Genomic DNA, 20,592 nt, shown 5'->3' on the forward strand with positions numbered 1-20,592 from the left:
AATGACGGAGGATGGAGCTCTGCCGAAACGGCGACCTACTTCGCCGGCTCCAGGATCGACACGTAGTTCGCGACCGCGGCGCCGCCCATGTTGAAGATGCCGCCGAGCTTGGCGTTGGGCAGCTGCATGCCCTCGGGCGCCGTGCCGGTGAGCTGCATGGCGGTCATCACGTGCATGGAGACGCCGGTGGCGCCGATCGGGTGGCCCTTGGCCTTGAGGCCGCCGGACGGGTTGACCGGCAGCTTGCCGTCCTTGAGCGTCCAGCCTTCCTTGATGGCGCGGGCGCCCTGCCCGCGCGGCGTCAGGCCCATCGCTTCGTACTCGATCAGCTCGGCGACGGTGAAGCAGTCATGGGTCTCGACGAAGGAGAGATCGGACAAGGTGACGCCGGCCTTCTCCAGCGCGCGCTGCCAGGCCACCGTGCAGCCTTCGAAGGCAAGGATGTCGCGCTTGCTCATCGGCAGGAAGTCCTGCGCGTGCGCGGTGGCGCGGACGTTGACCGCCTTGGCGAACGACTTCGCGGTCTCGCTGTCGGCCAGCACCAGCGCGGCGGCGCCGTCGGAGACCAGCGAGCAATCGGTGCGCTTCAGCGGACCGGCAACATAGGGGTTCTTCTCGCTCTCGGAGCGGCAGAACTCGAAGCCGAAATCCTTGCGCATCTGGGCATAGGGGTTGGCGACGCCGTTCTTGTGGTTCTTGGCCGCGATCAGCGCCAGCGCGTCGGACTGGTCGCCGTATTTCTGGAAATAGCCCTGCGCGATCTTGCCGAACACGCCGGCGAAGCCGCCGACGGTGTCGCCGTCTTCGGGTAGGTAGGACGCCTTGAGCAGGTTCTTACCGATCTCAGGTCCCGGCGTGCGCGTCATCTGCTCGACGCCGACGACGAGCACGATCTTGGCGGCGCCGGCGGCGATGGCGCGGATGCCCTGGTGGACGGCGGCAGAGCCGGTGGCGCAGGCGTTCTCGACCCGGGTCGCCGGCTTGAAGCGCAGCGCGGGGTCGGCCTGCAGCACCAGCGAGGCGGTGAAGTCCTGCGGCGAGAAGCCGGCGTTGAAATGGCCGAGCACGATCTCGTCGACGTCACCGGCCGAGATGCCGGCATCTGCGATCGCCTCGTTGGCGACCTTGACGACGAGGCTCTCAACGGTCTCGGCGTCGAACTTTCCGAACGGCGTATGCGCCCATCCGACAATGCTGGCGGTCATGATCTCTCTCCCGACTATCTCCCTGCTCAAATGGCGCTTCGCGCCATTTGAGTCCAGAGGCTGGTGGCGTTCTCAGGCCACGAACTTACCACCGAGTTCGTCCTCGATGTGAATCCGGATGATGTCGTCGAAGGTCTTTTCCTCGGTGGTGAAACCGAGCTCGCGGGCCCGCTTGGCCTCGAAATTCCGCGGCCAGCCGTCGACGATGCCGATGATGAAGGGATCGGGAACCCGCTTGATGCGAGCCGCGACGTTGTCACCAGCGACGCGCCGGAGCGCGGCAATCTGCTCGCCCACCGTCGCCGACAGGCCGGGCATGGTGAGGTTGCGGCGCGGGCCGATCCGCGCGGTGTCCATGGTCGCGGCATGCAGGAGGAAGCCGACAGCGGAGCGCGGCGTCGCGTGCCAGTGCCGGACGTCCTCGGACACCGGCAGCACGGCCTCCTTGCCGGCCAAGGGCTCGCGCAGGATGTTGGAGAAGAAGCCGGAGGCGGCCTTGTTGGGCGCGCCGGGGCGGATGCAGATGGTCGGCAGACGGATGCCGACGCCGTCGAAGAAGCCGCGGCGGCTGTAATCGGCCAGCAGGAGCTCGCCGATCGCCTTCTGGGTGCCGTAGCTGAGCAGCGGCGCATTGACGAACTCGTCGCCGATCGCGTCGGGGAACGGCGCGCCGAACACCGCGATCGAGGAGGTGAAGACCAGGCGCGGCTTGTAGCCGTCGCCGATCAGCCTGACCGCGTCGAACAGCATCCGCGTGCCGTCGAGATTGATGCGGTAGCCCTTGTCGAAATCGAGCTCGGCCTCGCCGGAGACGATCGCGGCGAGATGGAAGATCACGTCGGGGCGCGCGGCGACCAGCTTCTCGGCAAAACCTGCGACGGCGAAATCGCCGGCGATGGTCTCGACCGCGATGCTCGTATCCGGCTTCGCCGGCGCCACGATGTCCTGCAGGGTCATGCGGGTGATGGCGGCCTCGCCGAGGCGGCCGTCGCGAACGAGCCGCTCGACCAGCTTGCGTCCGACCATGCCGGCGGCGCCGAGAACGAGAATATGCAAGGGAGTGCTCCTTCAAAATGTAGGGTGGGCAAAGGCGCATAGCGCCGTGCCCACCGCAGCACCGGGTGATGCCGGACGACGGTGGGCACGCTTCGCTTTGCCCACCCTACGAAAACTGGTCGTCATTGCGAGGAGCGAAGCGACGAAGCAACCCAGAGTCTTCTCCATAGCTCTGGATTGCTTCGCTGCGCTCGCAATGACGGAACACGCGAATCTCGCCTACTCCTTCACCGCGCCGGTCATCGCCGACACATAGTGCTCGACGAAGAAGGCGTAAAGGATCACCAGCGGCAGCGAGCCGACCAGGGCGCCGGCCATCAGCGATCCCCATTTGTAGATGTCGCCGTCGACGAACTCGTTGACGATCGCGACCGGCACCGTCTTGTTCGGCGTCGACTGCAGGAAGGTCAGGGCATAGATGAACTCGTTCCAGCACAGCGTGAACGAGAAGATGAAGGCCGAGATCAGGCCGGGCACCGCGAGCGGCACCACGATCTTGACCAGGATCTGCCAGCGGCTGGCGCCGTCGATCAGGGCGCATTCCTCGAGCTCGAACGGGATCGTCTTGAAGTAGCCCATCAAGAGCCAGGTCGAGAACGGGATGAGAAGCGTCGGATAGACCAGGATCAAGGACAGCGGCGAGTCGAACAAGCCGTAGGCCTGGATCACCGAGGCCAGCGGGATGAACAGGATCGACGGCGGCACCAGATAGGCGAAGAAGATCAGCACGCCGACGGTGTCGGCGCCCTTGAAGCGCAACCGAACGATCGCATAGGCCGCGAGCACGGAGGCGAAGATCGACAGCGTGGTCGCGCCGACCGCGACATACATAGTGTTCCAGAGCCAGCGCGGATACTGCGTCTCGAACAGCAGCTTGGAGATGTGCTTGAAGGTCGGATGCACCACCCAGAACGGATTGTACTTCTCCATGTCGATCAGTTGCTCGTCGGGTTTGATCGACGTCAGCCCCATCCAGTAGAACGGGAACAGCAGCACCACGAGGATGATGAACAGCGGCAGATACAGCGTGATCAGCCGGCGCGGCAGCGACTCCAGGTAGCTCATGCCCTCGGATTCGTCGGAGCCGGCCGTGGTGGGTGCCTTGGCGTGCAGCGTGGTGTCGGTCATTGGTCGGATCCTTGCTGCCATTTGCGCCGTTGCATGCCGAACCAGGAGATCGCGATCGCCGCCATCAGGAACGGGATCATGGCGGTCGCGATCGCGGCGCCCTCGCCGAGCCGCCCGGAGATGATGCCGCGCTGATAGCTCAAGGTCGCCATCAGGTGGGTGGCGTTGACGGGGCCGCCACGGGTGAGTGCCCAGATCAGCTGGAAGTCGGTAAAGGTGAACAGCACAGAGAAGGTCATGACGACTGCGATGATCGGCGTCAGCAGCGGATAGGTGATGAAGCGGAAGCGCTGCCAACTGGTGGCGCCGTCGAGCGTGGCGGCCTCATAGAGCGAGGGTGACACGGTCTGGAGGCCGGCCAGCAAGGTGATGGCGACGAACGGCACGCCGCGCCAGATGTTGGCGATGATGACGGAGGCACGCGCCCAGTTGGTGTCACCGAGAAAGTTGATGTTCTGAGTGATGACCCCGAGCTTGATCAGCGACCAGGAGATGATCGAGAACTGCGAATCGTAGATCCACCAGAACGCAATCGCCGACAGCACGGTCGGCACGATGAAGGGGATCAACACGATGGCGCGGATCATGGCCTTGAACGGCATGTGCCGGTTCAGCAGCAGCGCGAGATACAGGCCGATCGCGAATTTGATGGCGCTCGCCACGATCGTGTAGAGCAGCGTGTTGAACACCGACAGCCAAAAGATCGAGTCGTCCCACAACCATTCGTAGTTCTCGACCCCGACGAAGACGCCGGTGCGGCCGATCTTCTCGTCGGTGAAGCTCATCCAGACGCCGAGCCCCAGCGGATAGGCCAGGAACAGGATCAGGAAGGCCGCCGCGGGCAGCATGAACCACAGCGCAATGACGTTGCGGTTGGTCTTGATGCGCACCCATGCCGAGGGCTCGCCGACGGCGGCGCCTCGTGGCAACGAGGTCTGAATGGTACTCATTTATCCAGCAGCTCCCTTCGAACCGTGGGGTGAGCGACGCGCGCCCACCGGCGTTCGGGACGGATAGAGTTACTCCGTCATTGCGAGGAGCGAAGCGACGAAGCAATCCAGAGTCCGACGTTCCTCCCGGGATTGCTTCGCTGCGCTCGCAATGACGGTGGGCACGGCGCGTTGCGCCTTGCCCACCCTCCGACGATGGCGACCGGCGCTCTCGCGCGCCGGCCGTCCTCGCCTCAGCGGAAGATGCGCTTGGCGGAGCGCTCGGCGCTCGCCATCGCCGTCTTCACGTCCTCGCGGCCCGTGCAGTAGTTCGCGAACATGTCGACCAGGACGAAGTCGGCGATCGCGGCCGCAGCCGCCTCGCCGAGCTTGCCGAGACCGGCCGGCGTGGTCGCGGTCGCCGCGACCTCACGATACGGCGTGTTCTTCGGATCGACCGTCCAGATCGGGTTGGCGTCGTAGCCTTTGAGGAAGTGCGACAGATAGCCCTGCGCCGCCTCGATCCACGGGTTGAACTGCTCCGGCTCCAGCAGGAAGGCGGTGAACGCCTTGCAGGTCTGCGGGTACTTGGAGAAGTTGAACACCAGGATCGGGAAGCCCAAATGCATCTCGCGGGTCTTGCCGTCGAGGCCGGGCGGCAGATGCGCGTGGTTCATGTCCTCGGCGATCTGCGGCGCCTCCTTCTTGGCGGTGACATAGATCGAGATGCCGTTGACGGTCGCGTAGAGCTGGCCGGCGAGGAACGCCTTGTTGTTGGACGAGTCGTTCCACGACGCGGTGCCCGGCACGAAATTGTCGTACAGGCCCTTGACGTATTCGAGCGCCTTGGCGGTCTCAGGCGAGTTGATGACGACCTTGTTGTCCTTGTCGATCAGATTGCCGCCATGCGCCCACAGCGCCCAGTGCACCCAGCCATTGGCGTCGCCCGAGGCGTGGCCGAGCGCCATGCCGCCCGGCGTGCCGTTCTTGTTCATCGCCTTGAAGAACTCGGACAGGCCGGCGAGGTCTTTCGGGAACTGTTTGAAGCCAGCCTTCTCGGCGGCCGAGATGCGGTAGTTGACGAGGCCGCCGGTGGCGGCCACCGGGATGCCGATCCACTTGCCGTCGAGCATGCCATAGGCCTTGCCCGAGTCGGTCCAGCCGCCGCACTTCTTGCCGAGGTAGTCGGCGACGTCGGTCATGTCGACGCACTTGTTGGAGAACAGGAAGGGCAGCGTGTAGAGGCCCCACACCATGTCGAGCCCCTGCCCCGTATTGGCCGCGACCGAGGCCTTGGGCTGGACGTCGTCATAGGATTCGTTGGAGACGTTGATGGTGACGTTGTTGGCCTTCTGGAAGGCGTCGACGATCTTCATGAAGGCCACGTCCTCGGCCTCGACGAAGCGCTTCCAGCGCATCATGTTGATCTTGGCGCCGGGCTCCGGCTTGAAGGGCGAGGTCTGCGCCCAGGCCTTGGCGTAGCCGAGCAGGTCGTCGGCCGACATGGTCGCGGCAGCCGCCAGCAAGGTCGCGCCGCCCTTGAGCAGAGACCGTCGATCGGTGGGGAAATGAGCCATCTGAAGTTTTCTCCCGTTGAGTATTTTGCTTGTTTTGCTTGTTGTCAGTTCCGCGCCGTGCGGCTGGTCAAATTCTCCGGCCGCTGTCCTTGTCGAACAGATGCGCCGCCGACGCGCGCGGACGCAAATGGATCTTCGCCCCAGGATTGACCTCGTGGCGATCGCGGAACACCGCGATGATGTCCTGAGTGCCGATGCGGGCGACGATCTGCGTCTCCGAGCCGGTCGGCTCGACCACGACCACTTCGGCCTCGATGCCGTCATCGGCGAGTTCGAGATGCTCGGGCCTGACGCCGTAGACGACGGGGCGGCCGTCGGAGGCCGCCGGCGCGGTGAGGATCGGTAGCCTGGCGCCGTTCTCGGTCTCGACATAGACCGAGCCGTTGGACTTGAGGTGGCCGTTGAGGAAGTTCATCGCCGGCGAGCCGATGAAGCCGGCCACAAACTGGTTGTCCGGCTTGTCGTAGAGATCGAGTGGCGAGCCCATCTGCTCGACGATGCCATCATGCATCACGACGATCTTGTCGGCCATCGTCATGGCCTCGATCTGGTCGTGGGTGACGTAGACGGTGGTGGTCTTGAGCCGCTGATGCAGCTCCTTGATCTCGGTGCGCATCGCGACGCGCAGCTTGGCATCGAGGTTCGACAACGGCTCGTCGAACAGGAACACCTGCGGATCGCGCACGATGGCGCGGCCCATCGCGACGCGCTGGCGCTGGCCGCCGGAGAGCTGGCGCGGATAGCGGTCGAGCAGCGGCGTCAGCGCCAGGATCTCGGCGGCGCGCGCGACGCCCTTCTTGATGTCCTCGGGCCGTGCGCCGCGCAGCTTCAGCGAGAAGCCCATGTTGTCGGCGACCGTCATATGCGGATAGAGCGCGTAGTTCTGGAACACCATCGCGATGTCGCGCTCTTTCGGCTGCACGTTGTTGACGACGCGCTCTCCGATCGAGATGGTTCCGGCGGTGATGTTCTCGAGCCCTGCGAGCATGCGCAGCAGCGTCGACTTGCCGCAGCCGGACGGCCCGACCAGCACGACGAACTCGCCATCCTCGATCGGAATCGTCACGCCGTGCAGCACCTCGAATCCGCCGAATGATTTGCGCACGTCGCGAATTTGCACCGACGACATCAATTTCCTCCTCAAAGACCGACAGCATTGGCTGCTTGCCGGCGGCATTCTGACCGTTGTTCTCGGCCGTTTGATCAGGCCGCTTGTCGTTTTGTAGTCTTGGTCGTGCAGTCTTGTTTTTGGTGGCCTTGTTGTTGGCTATGGTCGCTCCGACTGGATCTGAAACAAGGACCAGCTCGGCTGACATTGTCCGCAGTTCAGTTCGCTTCCGCAATGCCTCGCTTAGCAACCGCGTGATAGCGCTGTCAATATCGCTTGTGTACCAGACCGCCTATGCTATGAGCGAGGCATGGGACGGAAACGCATCGAGCCGGGCAAAGTCCGGCTGACCGAAGTTGCGGCACTGGCGGGCGTCAGCCCGATCACGGTGTCACGCTTCTTCCGTAATCCCGCCACGGTCTCGGCCGGCCGCCGCACGCGGATCGAGAGTGCCGCCAAGGAGCTCGGCTATGTGCCGAACCTCGCCGCCCGCGCGCTCGCTTCGCAGCGCACCGAAGTGATCGGCGTGCTGATACCGTCCCTCACCAACAACGTGTTCTCCGACGTGCTGCGCGGCATCTATGACGCGTTCGAGGGTAGCCGCTACAGCATCCAGCTCGCCAACACCCGCTACAGCGTGCTGCAAGAGGAACGCCTGTTGCGGCTGTTCCTGATGCAGAAGCCGGCCGGGTTGATCGTGACCGGCCTCGACCAGACGGCGGAGAGCCGGTCGATCATCCAGGCAGCGGACTGTCCGGTCGTACAGATCATGGAGCTCGGCACCGACCCGATCGACATGATGATCGGATTTTCGCATGTCGATGCCTGTTTTGCAGCCATTTCACACCTTCTCGCGCAGGGCTGCCGTCGCATCGGCTTCATCGGCGCCCGCATGGACCCAAGGGTGCAGCGCAGGCTGCAGGGCTATCAGAACGCGATGAAGGAGGCCGGTTTGTTCGACCCGCGTCTCATCGTCACGGCGCCTGTTCCGACCTCGACCACAATGGGTGGCAGCCTGTTCTCCGATCTGCTGATGAAGGCGCCGGATCTCGACGCGGTGTTCTGCGCCAATGACGATCTCGCGCTCGGCGTGCTGTTCGAATGCCAGCGCCGGCACATTGCGGTGCCCGAGCAGATCGCGATCGTCGGCTTCAATGATATGGAATTCATGGCCGCGGCGGTTCCGACGCTCACCAGCGTGCGCACCAATCGCTACGAGATGGGCCGGCGCGCGGCGACGATGATCATGGACGCCGTCGAAGGCCGTCCCGTGGCGGAGCGCGTCGTCGATCTCGGCTTCGAGGTGATCGAACGGCAGAGCTCGACCTTGCAGCGCGCCGCCGCAAGTCCGCAGCCCGCGTCGGGGCGCGCTTCCGGAACAAAATGGTAGCGCAACCAAAAGCCATGAACTAGAACCACTCGAACCAACGATGACTTGAACGAAAGACGTAGGCGATCTTCGACAGCGGGCCGATGGCGCGCAGACGACGGACCGGCCTCGCCACGTTTGCACTGCGGGAGAAAACACATGACGAAGTCGAACGGGCATGCCGGCAACGGCGCTGACAAGAGCCGCAAGCTGCGCTCGCAGGCGTGGTTCAACGATCCGCACAATCCGGGCATGACCGCGCTCTATCTCGAGCGCTATCTGAATTACGGCCTGACCCGCGCCGAGCTCCAGTCGGGCAAGCCGATCATCGGCATTGCCCAGACCGGCAACGATCTCTCGCCCTGCAACCGCCATCACATCGAGCTGGCGCACCGCGTCCGCGAGGGCATCCGCGCGGCCGGCGGCATCGCGATGGAATTTCCGACCCATCCGATCCAGGAGACCGGCAAGCGCCCGACGGCCGCGCTCGACCGCAACCTCGCTTATCTCGGCCTGGTGGAAATCCTGTTCGGCTATCCGCTCGACGGCGTGGTGCTGACGACCGGCTGCGACAAGACGACGCCGGCCTGCCTGATGGCCGCGGCGACCGTGAACATTCCCGCCATCGTGCTGTCGGGCGGCCCGATGCTGAACGGCTGGCACGAGGGTCAGCGCACTGGCTCCGGCACCGTGGTGTGGAAGTCGCGCGAGCGGCTCGCCGCCGGCGAGATCGGCTATGAGGAGTTCATGGAGATCGTCGCCTCCTCGGCGCCGTCGGTTGGCCATTGCAACACCATGGGCACGGCATCGACGATGAATGCTCTGGCCGAGGCACTCGGCATGTCCCTGCCCGGCTGCGCCGCGATCCCAGCGCCCTATCGCGAGCGCGGCCAGATCGCCTACGAGACGGGAACACGCATCGTCGACATGGTGTGGGAGGACCTCAAGCCTTCTGACATCCTCACCCGCAAGGCGTTCGAGAACTGCATCGTCGCCAACTCCGCGATCGGCGGCTCGACCAACGCGCCGATCCACATCAACGCGCTGGCGCGCCATGTCGGCGTCGAGCTCGACATCGACGACTGGCAGAAGTTCGGCCATGACGTGCCGCTGCTGGTCAACATGCAGCCGGCCGGCTTCTATCTCGGCGAGGAATTCCATCGCGCCGGCGGCGTGCCGGCCGTGATCGGCGAGTTGATGCGCCACAGGCGCATCCACGAGGACGTCATCACCGTCAACGGCCGCAGCATGGGTGAGAATTGCCGCGAGGCGCCGAAGCCCGACGGCGACGTGATCTGGTCCTACGACAAGCCGCTGGTGAAGGACGCCGGCTTCCTGGTGCTGCGCGGCAACCTGTTCGATTCCGCGATCATGAAGACCAGCGTGATCTCCAAGGAATTCCGCGACCGCTATCTCGTCAACCCGAAGGACCCCAACGCGTTCGAGGGCCGCGCCATCGTGTTCGAGGGTCCGGAGGACTATCACGACCGCATCGACGATGCGTCGCTTGCGATCGACGAGCACTGCGTGCTGTTCATCCGCGGCGCCGGGCCGATCGGCTATCCCGGCGGCGCCGAGGTGGTCAACATGCAGCCGCCGGCGGCGCTGATCAAACGCGGCATCCTGTCTCTGCCCTGCATCGGCGACGGCCGGCAGTCGGGCACCTCGGGCTCGCCTTCGATCCTCAATGCGTCGCCGGAAGCCGCCGCCGATGGCGGGCTCGCAATCCTCAAGACCGGCGACCGCGTGCGCATCGACCTCAACAAGGGCTCGGCCAACATCCTGATCTCGGACGAGGAGCTCGCGAAGCGGCGCGCCGAGCTGAAGGCCAAGGGCGGCTTCCCGCACCCCGCCAATCAGACGCCTTGGCAGGAGCTCTATCGCAACACCGTGGGCCAGCAGTCCACCGGCGCCTGCATGGAGCTTGCCACGCGCTATCACAACATCGCCGGCACCGTCGGTGTGGCGCGGCATAATCACTAATCACAACGCACAAAGCCAACCACTGTCATTGCGAGGAGCGAAGCGACGAAGCAATCCGGAGTCCTCGTTCGGCCCCTGGATCGCTTCGCTGCGCTCGTGATGACGGAAGACATCAAATCGCATCTCCAGGGAGACCCCATGTCCGACCGTCTCAAGGGCAAGCGCGCCTTCGTCACTGCCGCCGCTGCCGGCATCGGCCGCGCCTGTGCCATTGCCTTCGCGCGTCAAGGCGCCACCGTATTCGCCACCGACATCGATGAGAACGGCCTGAACACGCTGAAGAGCGAAGGCATTGCCGAGGTCGCGACGCTCGACGTGCGCAACACCGCGGCCGTGAACGCGATGGCCGAGCGGGTCGGCAAGGTCGAGATCCTGCTCAATGCCGCCGGCTTCGTGCATAACGGCACCATCCTCGACTGCTCCGACGACGACTGGGATTTCTCGTTCGATCTGAACGTCAAGTCGATGCATCGCACCATCCGCGCCTTCCTGCCGAAGATGCTCGATCAGGGCGGCGGCGCCATCGTCAACATCGCCTCCGCCGCGGGCGTGTTCAAGGCGGCGCCGAACCGCTACGTCTACGGTGCGACCAAGGCGGCCGTGGCGGCGCTGACGCGCTCGGTCGCCGCCGATTTCGTGGGCAAGCGCATCCGCTGCAACTGCATCTGCCCGGGCACGATCGAAACGCCCTCGATGCTGGGACGCGCGGCCTCGGCCGGCCCGAACGGGCTGGAGATGTTCATCTCGCGCCAGCCGATGGGCCGGCTCGGCACGGCGGAGGAGATCGCCCATCTCGCGGTCTATCTCGCCAGCGACGAGAGCGCGTTCACGACCGGCGTAGCGCATACCATCGACGGCGGCTGGACGCTGTAGTTCTGCTCCGTCATTCCGGGGCAGCCCGCAGGGCTGAACCCGGAATCTTGAGATTCCGGGGGCGCGCTGCGCGCGCCCCGGAATGACGACAACAAAGATCGACCGGGGAAACATCATGAACCACATCGACCTTACCAACCGCTGCGCCGTGGTCACCGGCGGCGCGCAGGGCTTTGGCCGCGCCATCACCGAGCGCTTCAAGGCCTCCGGCGCCAAGGTCGCGATCTGGGATCACGACATCGCGCTGGCGGAGAAGACCGCGCAGGCGATCGGTTCGGAGGTGCTGGCGCTGCAGGTCGACGTCACCGACACCAAAGCGGTCGAAGGCGCGCGTGACGCGACGCTGGCCGCGTTCGGCGGCATCGACATCCTGGTCAACAATGCCGGCATCGCCGGCATCAACAAGACGGTGTGGGAGACCGATCTCGAGGAGTGGCGCAAGGTGCTGCGCATCAATCTCGACGGTCCCTTCATCTGCGCCAAGGCGATCGTGCCGGTGATGCTGAAGCAGGGCTATGGCCGCATCGTCAACATCGCCTCGATCGCCGGCAAGGAGGGCAACCCGAACGCTGCGCACTACTCGGCGTCCAAAGCCGGCCTGATCGCGCTGACCAAGTCGCTCGGCAAAGAGCTGGCGCAGCACAACATCACGGTCAATGCGGTGACGCCCGCCGCGGCGAAGACCGCCATCTTCGACCAGATGACGGAAGCGCACATCAATTTCATGCTGTCGAAGATCCCGAAGGGCCGCTTCGTGCTGGTCGAGGAACTGGCAGCACTGGTGTCGTGGCTCGCCTCGGAAGAATGCTCGTTCTCGACCGGCGCCGTATTCGACATTTCCGGCGGCCGCGCAACTTATTAGTTTGGTTAGTTTGGTACGTGTAGGGTGGGCAAAGGCGCCGTCGCAGACGGCGACGTGCGCACCATCGGCTTTCACCCATCAGGACGGTGGGCACCGCGCGCGGGAGATTTTGCGAGAACACAGGCATGACTGCCTCGCGCCTTTGCCCACCCTACACGTCTCGCTGACGACACGGATTTCTGACCCATGGAGCTTGCCTGATGACCCACCACGGCGGCTGCTTCTGCGGCGCGGTGCGCTTTCAATGCACCGGCGAGCCGATCAACGTGCGCGTCTGCCACTGCCGCAACTGCCAGCGGTCGACGGGCTCGCCGTTCTTCGCCCGCGCGCTGTTCGCGCACGACGCGCTGACGATCGCCGGCGAAACCGCGCGCTTCCCCTCCTCCGACGCGCTCGACCGCATGTTCTGCCCGCGCTGCGGCGTCAGGCTGTTCTCATGGCGCAAGACGCGCCCGGTGGTCGGCGTGGCGCTGGCCTGCTTCGACGACCGCAACGCCTTTGCCCCGACCGAGCACATCTGGGTCTCGGAAAAGATGGATTGGGTGCAGCTCAACGACGGCCTGCCGCAATTTCCGGAGAATCCCGCGTAGCATCGGGGAACCATCGTGCCTATGTAACGCCGTAACGCGTCCGGAACCCCGATCCTTGAACATCTCCCTCTACGGCATCTCCGTCTGGATCCTGCCGATCATCATCGCCATCACCTTTCATGAGGCCGCTCACGCCTTCGTCGCCTGGCGGTTCGGCGACGACACGGCGTTGCGACTCGGTCGCGTCAGCTTCAACCCGCTCAAGCACATCGATCCGTTCGGCACGATCCTGCTGCCGGGCATGCTGCTGCTGTCCGGCTCGCCGTTCCTGTTCGGCTACGCCAAGCCGGTGCCGGTCGATTTTCGCAATCTGCAGCCGCTGCGGGCCGGCATGGTGATGGTGGCGCTCGCGGGCCCGGCGACCAACATCGCGCTTGCGCTTGCGGCCGCCCTGGCCTTTCACCTCATGCCGTTCGTGCCGGCCGGGGGCGCGCAGTGGGTTGCCCACAACCTGCTGAATGCCTTCTCGTTCAACATCCTGCTCGCCGTGTTCAACATGCTCCCGATACCGCCGCTGGACGGCGGCCGGGTCGCGGTCGGCCTGCTGCCGTCGGTGCTGGCGCGGCCTTTTGCCCGGCTCGAGCCCTATGGCATGCTGATTTTGATCGGATTCTTGATCCTTCTGCCGCTGGCGGGTTCCCAGTTCGGTCTCAATCTTGATCTTGTGTCGGGGCTGCTCCGCGCCACGACCGATTCTCTGAAGCAGCTGCTTCTGTTATTGACGGGTAACGTCTAGATCTACCCGTCAGGGATGGTAACGAACGAGCCCCGAGGCACTCTTGGTCAAAGCCGCCGACATGATGATCGCACGCCGCGCCGACACCCGCGCCCGTGCCGATTTCGCGACCTGGAAGATGATCGCCAAACTGAACGGCGCCTCCGGCCTGCCGCCGGCGGCGCAGGACTTCCTGGCAAGCTACAAGACCCGCCTTGACGACATGTCTGAGGACGAGGCCACCGAGGCCACCATCCGCGAGATGTACAAGGCCTATTATGCCGAGATGGGCGGTGGCGGCGTCCCGCCTGAAGTCAAGCCGGTCGCCGCCGAGCCGGTGACCGACAATGTCACCGCCTTCCGCAAGTTGCCGCCGAAGCCGAAGGCCGCGCAGAGCGGGACGACCGCTCCGCGCAAGCTGCCGGTCGCGCTGATCTTCGCCGCGCTCTGCGCGGTCTATGTCGGAGTCAGGCTGTATTGGCAGTGAGGTCGGCCAAAGCCCACGCCCTCATTTCGGCGGGTTGAACTTGACCGGCAGGATGAAGGAGAATTCGTCGTCGGTGAGGCCCGCGGGAGGCTTTGGCACGGGATCCGAACGGCGGACCATGCTGACGGCGGCCTGATCGAACTCCGGATCGCCGGACGTTTCCCTGACGTCCACCGAGACGACACGGCCGAGCCGGTTGAGCACGAGCGCCAGCTTGAGCTGGGCTGCAACCTTCTTTCCGGATGGATACTTCTTGTGCAGTTCGAAATAGGCGCTGATCTTGCGACCCCAATTGGCCGTCAGCCTTTGCACGTCCTTGCCGATGCCGGCATTCGGCGCTTTGGTCTTCTCGGCTTCAGGAACCTTCTCGTCCAGGGCCTTGCGCGCCCTGTCCTCGGAGGCTTCCTGCGCCTCTGACGCCTGTGTCTGGACCGTCGCGACCTTCTGCTCCTCGGTCGGCTTCTTCACGTCGGAGGTCGTGACCTCGCGGTCGGCCTCCTCGGTCGTGGTCGGGACATCCTTCTGCAGATCGGTCTGCTCGACCTCGGCCTTCTGCTCCTGCATCTGCGGAGCGGCTGTCTGCGCCACCGAGTCCTGTCCGACCGGAACCTCGTCGTTCTCGACCCTCGGCGAGCCCATGTCGATGTCGATGACCTCAGCGCCCGCCGCGCCGAGGCCGCCGGCGTCCTCGTCGTCCTTCAGATGCGTCAGCGCCAGTGCGGCGCCGCCGACATGCAGCATCAGCGCGCCCATGATGGCCAGAAACCACAGACGGCGCGAGGGGGAGTGCCCGATGTCGAGGTCGCTCATCACTAGCCAGCGCCCCTCACGGCTGCGCGGGCTGGGCCGGCGGCACCTGGGCGGCCGCGGCAGGCGGCGCTTCCAGCGCCACCAGCTTGATCTTGGTGTAGCCGCCGGCGCGCAGCAGCTCCAGGACTCCCATCAGCTCGCCATAGGGCACCAGCTTGTCAGCGCGCAGGAAGATCGGCCGGTCCTTGGGCTGATCGGTCATGGCGTCGAGCTCGCGCACCAGGTCGACGCGTTTGACCAGGTTTTCCCCGATCGCCAGCGACAGGTCCGGCTTGATCGAGACATAGGTCGGCTTGTCCGGCTTCTTCTGCGGCGTGGCGCTGGAGGACGGCAGGTCGATCGGCAGGTCGACGGTCGACAGCGGCGCCGCCACCATGAAGATGATCAAGAGCACCAGGATGACGTCGATGAACGGCGTCACGTTGATGTCGTGGGTCTCGTCGAAATCGTCGTCGAGATCGCCTTCGGAGAGCGAAACGGCCATCGCCTGCTACTCCGCCGCGCGCACGTGAATGCCGACCTGGCTGCGGTCGAGATCACGCGACAGCAGGCGGCCGGCGGCACCGGATGCGCGGTTGACGAGCTCCAGATAACCCTTCGTCACGCGCGAAAAGTGATTGTAGATGATGACGGCAGGGATCGCGGCGGCAAGCCCGATCGCGGTCGCCAGCAGCGCCTCGGCGATGCCCGGCGCGACCACTGCGAGGTTGGTGGTCTGCGATTTGGAAATGCCGATGAAGCTGTTCATGATGCCCCAGACGGTGCCGAACAGCCCGACGAAGGGCGAGATTGCGCCGACCGTGGCGAGCAGGCCCATGCCGACGCGCACGCGCCGCGCTTCCGCACGCACGATCTCGGTGAAGCTCGAGGCCGCGCGCTCCTTGATGCCCTCATCGCTGTTCAGCCCTGCCGACAGCCGGGCCTCCGATATCGCCGCCTGCAGCAGTACCGCCGCAACGTTTCTTCCATGGCCGAGCGCGAGCTGCGCTTCCGCCAGCGACTTGGCGCCGGTGAGCTTGCGCAGCGCGCCGACGAGCCGCCGGCGCAGCACGGAAAACTCGATGCTCTTGGCAATCAAGATCGCCCAGCTCGCGACCGAAGCCAGCGCCAGCGCGATCATGACCGCTTTGACGACCATGTCTGCCTTGAGGAACATGCCGAGTGGCGACAGCTCGTCGAGTCCGGTGGCAACCGACTTGCCGCTTCGGGTGCCGCTCTCTGCGCCGGCCGGCGCAGCAGCCGTCGGCGCGGCCTGGACCGATGCCGGTGGTGCCATCGTGTGTGCCGTGCCCGGCGCGGACAGATCGGTCGAGACCGCCGGCGCGGACCTGGCGGGCTCCTGCTGCGCATGTGCAGGTAGCCCCGCAGCAGCAGACAGACATGACAGGACGATTGCAAACCTAACGAGGAACGATGTCATCATATTTCGGCCCATTAGACCTCGGCCCATTGCCGGATCAGATTGTGATAGATGCCGGTCAGCTTGACAGCATCGGGATCGTCCCTCCCGAGGCGTTCCGCCAGACTCTGGATCGCCGTGTCCAGATCGAAGATCATGCTCCGGACGTGGGCATCCCGTACCATGCTCTGCATCCAGAAAAAAGAGGCGACCCGGGCGCCGCGCATGACCGGCGTGACCATGTGAAGGCTCGATGACGGATACAGCACCGCATGCCCCGCGGGCAACTTGACTTCGTGCGAGCCGTAGGTGTCCTCGATCACAAGCTCGCCACCATCATATTCGTCGGGCTCGGCGAGGAACAAGGTCATCGACAGGTCGGTGCGGATGCGCAGGCCGGTGAGCGGATCGCCGCGCACGGCGTTGTCGACATGGATGCCGAAATGATCGCCGCGCGAGGCTGTGTAGCGGTTGAACAAGGGCGGAAAGATCTGCAGCGGGATCGCCGCCGACAGGAAGCGCGGATGCTTCGTCAACGCCTGGATGATGCGCTGGCCGAGCACCCGCGCCGCCTCGCCGTCCGGCGGCAATTGCTCGTTGCGCTTGACCATGGCCGACTGCGCCCCGGCCGTCGAGCGGCCGTCCTCCCACTCCGCCGCATCCATGATGCGGCGGAACTCGGCCACCTCGTCCTTCGACAGAACGTCGGGGATGCAGATCAGCATGATCAGAACTTCGCAGTGGTGACGATGTAGAAGGCGCGCCCCGGGGCCACGGCGACGAACGGCACCGCGCTCCGATACAGTGTGTCGTAGTACAGCTTGTTGGTCAGGTTCTGGGCATAGAGCTTCATGGTCCAGTGCGCGTCGAGCTTCTTCTCGACGAACGCGTCGAAGCGCCAGTAGCTCGGCAGCTCGTTGCCGGTGTTCGCCGCGAAGGTGCCGCCATAGACCTTGGAGCGGTAGACCGCCTGGCCGCCGATCTCCCAGCCATTGTCGAGCTTGTACTTCGACAGCATGCTGAACGACTGATGCGCGATGTTGGCGAGCTGCAGGCCGATGTTGGAGGCGACGCCGCTCCGCGTGACCTTCGACTGCATCAGCACCAGGCCGCCGAAGATGCTCCAGCGATCGGTGAGCTTGCCTTCCGCCTCGATGTCGATGCCCTGGATGCGGTAGGCCGCGCCCGAGGTGAGCAGGCCGCCGACGGTCTCGCGGGCATTGTCCTTGGTGGTCTGGAACAGTGCGGCTGAGACCAGCAGATGGCGGTCCACCAGCTCCCATTTGGTGCCGAGCTCGGCGGCCTTGTTGCGCTCCGGCCCGAGCAGCACGGCGGTGTTGGCGGGCACGCCGCCATAGTCGGTGCCGGTGGCGTCGAGCTCGGAGCCGAACGGATTAGCCGAGGTCGCATAGGCCGCGTAGATGCTGCCGATCGGCATCGGCTTGTAGACCAGGCCGACATTGTAGTTGACCAGGTCCGCGTTCATCTTGAGGTATTTCGGCGAGTTCGTCGACGAACTCATGGTGTAGCCGTCATAGCGCACCCCACCGTTCAGGATGACCGTGTCCCGCCAGTTGGCCGTGTCCATGACGTAGACGCTGTTGGTGTTGACGCCGTAGCGCGTCGGGTTGCCGACCAGCGACGGCGTGGTGCTGAATGGGATGTAGGTGTATTGCGGCGAGTACACGTTGACGCCGGTGACCGCGCCCGAGCTGGTCGAGCCGCCGCCGAACAGTTCGGACGAGAGGCCGGTGTAGCGATCGATCGAGATGTTCTCGTTCGAGAACTCGGTGCCGAGAACGGCGGTATGCTTGACGCCGCCGGTATCGAGCTTGAACGTGGCGTCGTTCTGGTTGGCCCAGACGTCCACCGTCTGATAGCGGCTCTGCGCGCTCGCCGTGGTGGTCCAGAGCAGCGGATTGGGGCTGGTCGTGTTCGGATTCTGCGGCAAGGTGCCGATATAGTTGAGCAGCGAGTGCTCGCCGCGGAACTTGCTGCTGAGGGTGATCGCCTCGTTGACCTTGTACTCGGCTGCGGCAGTGCCGAAATCCTGCCGCGCCGTCTGGAAGTCGCGATTGAGGAAGCCATACCAGGTGCCGCGCGGAATGCCCGCGGAGGTCACGGGGACGTTGCCTTGCTTGTAGTAGGGTACGCCGAAATCCGGATAACCCGACAGATCGGTATGGACATAGTTCGTCGTGATCTTGAGATCGTCGATCGGCGTCCACTTGGTCGAGAGGAAGGCGCCCCAGCGGTCGTCGGTGACGTAGTTGCGCCCCGCGACGTTGGAGTCCTGGAACAGACCGCCGGTGCGCACCGAGAAGGTTGGCGAGATCACCTGGTTCACGTCGAGCGTGACGCGCTTCTGCTGGTCGGTGCCGAACTCGGTATCCATCCGCTTGAAGTTCGTATCGCCAGCCTGCTTGGTGACGATGTTGATGGCGCCGCCGGCGGTGCCGCGTCCGGCATAGGACGAGGCCGGACCGCGCAGGATCTCGATCTGCTCGGTGAAGAAGTTCTCGCGGATCGACACGGCGGGATCACGGATGCCGTCGATGAAGACGTCGTTGCGGGCATCGAAGCCGCGAATGAAGAAGCGGTCGCCGAACGCATTGCCGCCTTCGCCCGATCCGAGCGTGACGCCGGCGGTCGAGCGGCCGATCTCCTTGAGCGCCGTGATGTGCTTGTCCTGCAGCACCTCCTTGCTCATCACCGTGATGGTCTTGGGCGTATTCAGTAGCGGCTCAGGAAACTTGCCCGACGCCTGCACGCGGTTGACCTTGTAGGGCTCGGCTGCGTCCGCGTAGGGGTTGGCGTCCGGCGCGGACAGCCCGCCTGCGTTCGGGAACGCCACCGCGGCCTGCTGCGCCGCCTGCTGACGGGCCGCCGCGCGGCGTAGGGCATTGCGCGCGCGGACCTGCTCGGCGGTCGGCTTGGGGGACGTCGGCTTGGCGCGCGCGATCGGCGCATCGACGTTGACCGGGGGCAGGTCGGAAGCCGGCTGCGCCTCGGCCGAGGACATCGATGCCACCGCCATCAGCCCGGCCACCGCCGACACCTTGGTGACGGAGGGCCCCTCTCCTCGTCCGTCATTGAACTTCGTCGCTGCGACCCCACGCAGCGAACGCGGTGCTCTCACCTGTCCCATATTATTTTCACGCGCCCCAGATTTTTTCATTCCACATCGCGAACGCGGATCATTTGCGTTGCAACGATGTGTCGTTGGTATCGGGCGCGTTTCAGGGGGTCAATTTGAGGAGCCCTAATTTGGCCTTGAATAGTTCCAGATCAAAACAATTCTAAAACGCTCAACTAACAACATGCGGAACTTGAAATCGTTCTAAACAGCGCGAATTGACTCGCGCTGCCGTCGAATCGCTGCGCTTGTCAGTTCGACGAGCCAGCCGGCTCGTCGCTGCTCGGCGGCTTCATCAGCGAGAACAGCTCGTCCACGGTCTGCACCGCGATCTGGCGCACGCGATCGGAATCATCGACCCCCGCGATCCGCACGCCCTTGACGACGGCCCTGATCTCATCGCGAAAATCGGTCAGGAAGCGCAAGGGATCGCGCTGCTCGTTGGCGACGCGCGCGATCAGGCCGGTGACCAGGATCTGGCACGCGAGCATCTTTCCATTCAGTTCTTCCATCGTGAGCTCCCCATTCGCTATCGTCGCACGGCGCATCGTCGGGCGACGCAGCCTCGCTCCGGTTGAATCCTGCCCCTGCCCGACGGCGCCATGACGGCGGCCGGACTCATCGGCTTCTAATCAGCTCCCATCGGGCGCGACAAGACGGCGAGAATAGGTCGGAGTGCGGCTTTCGCACGAGAGACCCGCGCGGTCGGCGACAGATCCGGCGCGGCGCGCTGGCCGACGATCGCGGCAGAGGAATGCCGCAGACCGCCCTGCTCTCGCGCAGGCCGCACGGCGGCAATGGCAAGCTTCTGCGCCATTTTTCGCACTCAAGATGTTTTAGTAGAACAACGCAACTCAAGATGGGATCAAGACGGTCCGCGCTGCGGCTCGGCTATTTGAGCGCGACCTCGGCTTTCGGATCGGATAGCGTCTTGATCCGATCCTTCAGGTCCCTGAGCGTGGACAGGCTGGTCGCGACGGCCTCGTCCGGAATGTCGTGCAGAACCTCGCCGGCAATCGCATCGCGCAGCTCGTCGAGATCATCGACGAGCTTTCGTCCCGCGGCGGTGAGATGGAGACGGTTCGCGCGGCGATCCCTCGGATCGTGCCGGCGCTCCAGCAGCCCCTGCTCGACCAGCTTGTCGAGCAGACGCACCAGCGAGATGGGCTGCAGTTCCAGCACTTCTGCGAGATCGACCTGTGACATCCCCTCATGCGCGCGCAGCCGAAACAGCACCACCCATTGTGCGCGGGTCGTGCCGCGCTGTTTGGCACGATGATCAATATAGTTGCGCAGGATGCGCGAGCTTTCGACAAGCTGCGCAACGAGCTGACGTCTCATATCCAGCGACATGGCTGTGAACTC

The 20,592-nt window shown here is 64.7% G+C and carries 20 protein-coding genes; 7 read left to right on the plus strand and 13 right to left on the minus strand.

Annotated features, from left to right (window positions below; all coding sequences use genetic code 11):
• Positions 1–35 precede the first annotated feature (35 nt).
• The 6 genes from QW881_RS13965 to QW881_RS13990 all read right to left on the minus strand — a co-directional run bounded on the left by QW881_RS13965 (position 36) and on the right by QW881_RS13990 (position 7,024).
• Positions 36–1,205, minus strand: coding sequence for an acetyl-CoA acetyltransferase (locus QW881_RS13965; protein WP_316158445.1), 1,170 nt, complete (start codon positions 1,203–1,205; stop codon positions 36–38).
• A gap of 72 nt (positions 1,206–1,277) precedes the next feature.
• Complete coding sequence (denD, locus tag QW881_RS13970) at positions 1,278–2,261, minus strand: D-erythronate dehydrogenase (RefSeq protein ID WP_316158446.1); 984 nt, start codon at positions 2,259–2,261, stop codon at positions 1,278–1,280.
• Positions 2,262–2,480: 219 nt separating this feature from the next.
• Entirely contained in the window at positions 2,481–3,389 is a 909-nt protein-coding gene (locus QW881_RS13975; protein WP_315739708.1) for a carbohydrate ABC transporter permease, read from the minus strand.
• Positions 3,386–4,339, minus strand: coding sequence for a sugar ABC transporter permease (locus QW881_RS13980; protein WP_315739707.1), 954 nt, complete (start codon positions 4,337–4,339; stop codon positions 3,386–3,388). Before QW881_RS13980 ends, QW881_RS13975 begins: the two co-directional genes overlap by 4 nt.
• Positions 4,340–4,572: 233 nt before the next feature.
• Positions 4,573–5,895 carry an ABC transporter substrate-binding protein gene (locus QW881_RS13985; protein ID WP_316158447.1) on the minus strand — a complete coding sequence of 441 codons (1,323 nt, stop codon included), beginning with the start codon at positions 5,893–5,895 and terminating at the stop codon, positions 4,573–4,575.
• A gap of 67 nt (positions 5,896–5,962) precedes the next feature.
• The gene (locus QW881_RS13990; RefSeq protein ID WP_315739705.1) at positions 5,963–7,024 is read right to left on the minus strand and encodes a sn-glycerol-3-phosphate ABC transporter ATP-binding protein UgpC; all 1,062 of its coding nucleotides are present in this window, start codon (positions 7,022–7,024) and stop codon (positions 5,963–5,965) included.
• Positions 7,025–7,313: 289 nt separating this feature from the next.
• Here QW881_RS13990 and QW881_RS13995 point away from each other — a divergent pair, with 289 nt between their 5' ends.
• The 7 genes from QW881_RS13995 to QW881_RS14025 all read left to right on the plus strand — a co-directional run bounded on the left by QW881_RS13995 (position 7,314) and on the right by QW881_RS14025 (position 13,882).
• Entirely contained in the window at positions 7,314–8,393 is a 1,080-nt protein-coding gene (locus QW881_RS13995; protein WP_316158448.1) for a LacI family DNA-binding transcriptional regulator, read from the plus strand.
• Between the two features lie 138 nt (positions 8,394–8,531).
• Positions 8,532–10,355 carry an IlvD/Edd family dehydratase gene (locus QW881_RS14000; RefSeq protein ID WP_315776867.1) on the plus strand — a complete coding sequence of 608 codons (1,824 nt, stop codon included), beginning with the start codon at positions 8,532–8,534 and terminating at the stop codon, positions 10,353–10,355.
• Positions 10,356–10,493: 138 nt separating this feature from the next.
• Positions 10,494–11,228, plus strand: a complete 735-nt coding sequence (locus QW881_RS14005) for an SDR family oxidoreductase (RefSeq protein ID WP_315757943.1) — start codon at positions 10,494–10,496, stop codon at positions 11,226–11,228.
• A gap of 115 nt (positions 11,229–11,343) precedes the next feature.
• Positions 11,344–12,090: an SDR family NAD(P)-dependent oxidoreductase gene (locus tag QW881_RS14010; protein ID WP_315757944.1), complete on the plus strand. Its 747-nt coding sequence runs from the start codon at positions 11,344–11,346 to the stop codon at positions 12,088–12,090.
• Between the two features lie 200 nt (positions 12,091–12,290).
• The gene (locus QW881_RS14015) at positions 12,291–12,680 is read left to right on the plus strand and encodes a GFA family protein (protein ID WP_315757945.1); all 390 of its coding nucleotides are present in this window, start codon (positions 12,291–12,293) and stop codon (positions 12,678–12,680) included.
• Positions 12,681–12,735: 55 nt separating this feature from the next.
• A complete protein-coding gene (locus QW881_RS14020; protein ID WP_315757946.1) occupies positions 12,736–13,416 on the plus strand; it encodes a site-2 protease family protein in 681 nt (226 codons plus the stop codon).
• A 61-nt stretch (positions 13,417–13,477) separates the two neighbouring features.
• Positions 13,478–13,882: a hypothetical protein gene (locus QW881_RS14025; protein ID WP_315757963.1), complete on the plus strand. Its 405-nt coding sequence runs from the start codon at positions 13,478–13,480 to the stop codon at positions 13,880–13,882.
• A gap of 21 nt (positions 13,883–13,903) precedes the next feature.
• On the opposite strand, the gene QW881_RS14030 is transcribed toward QW881_RS14025, so the two are convergent.
• From QW881_RS14030 to QW881_RS14060, 7 genes are all read right to left on the minus strand, one after another.
• On the minus strand, positions 13,904–14,692 hold the full coding sequence (locus tag QW881_RS14030) for a TonB family protein (protein ID WP_316158449.1): 789 nt from the start codon (positions 14,690–14,692) through the stop codon (positions 13,904–13,906).
• 16 nt (positions 14,693–14,708) lie between these two features.
• Positions 14,709–15,176, minus strand: coding sequence for a TonB system transport protein ExbD (gene exbD / locus QW881_RS14035; RefSeq protein ID WP_315776871.1), 468 nt, complete (start codon positions 15,174–15,176; stop codon positions 14,709–14,711).
• Between the two features lie 6 nt (positions 15,177–15,182).
• Positions 15,183–16,115 (minus strand): tonB-system energizer ExbB, encoded by a 933-nt coding sequence (exbB, locus tag QW881_RS14040; protein WP_316158450.1) that lies wholly within the window; start codon positions 16,113–16,115, stop codon positions 15,183–15,185.
• 11 nt (positions 16,116–16,126) lie between these two features.
• Positions 16,127–16,816 carry a Fe2+-dependent dioxygenase gene (locus QW881_RS14045; RefSeq protein ID WP_316158451.1) on the minus strand — a complete coding sequence of 230 codons (690 nt, stop codon included), beginning with the start codon at positions 16,814–16,816 and terminating at the stop codon, positions 16,127–16,129.
• A 2-nt stretch (positions 16,817–16,818) separates the two neighbouring features.
• Positions 16,819–19,239, minus strand: coding sequence for a TonB-dependent receptor (locus QW881_RS14050; RefSeq protein ID WP_316158452.1), 2,421 nt, complete (start codon positions 19,237–19,239; stop codon positions 16,819–16,821).
• Positions 19,240–19,478: 239 nt separating this feature from the next.
• Complete coding sequence (locus QW881_RS14055; RefSeq protein WP_315739693.1) at positions 19,479–19,739, minus strand: hypothetical protein; 261 nt, start codon at positions 19,737–19,739, stop codon at positions 19,479–19,481.
• Between the two features lie 379 nt (positions 19,740–20,118).
• A complete protein-coding gene (locus QW881_RS14060; RefSeq protein WP_315757952.1) occupies positions 20,119–20,580 on the minus strand; it encodes a MarR family transcriptional regulator in 462 nt (153 codons plus the stop codon).
• Positions 20,581–20,592: the final 12 nt, after the last annotated feature.

The sequence above is a fragment of the Bradyrhizobium sp. SZCCHNS3016 genome, assembly GCF_032484535.1.
Lineage (GTDB): Bacteria > Pseudomonadota > Alphaproteobacteria > Rhizobiales > Xanthobacteraceae > Bradyrhizobium.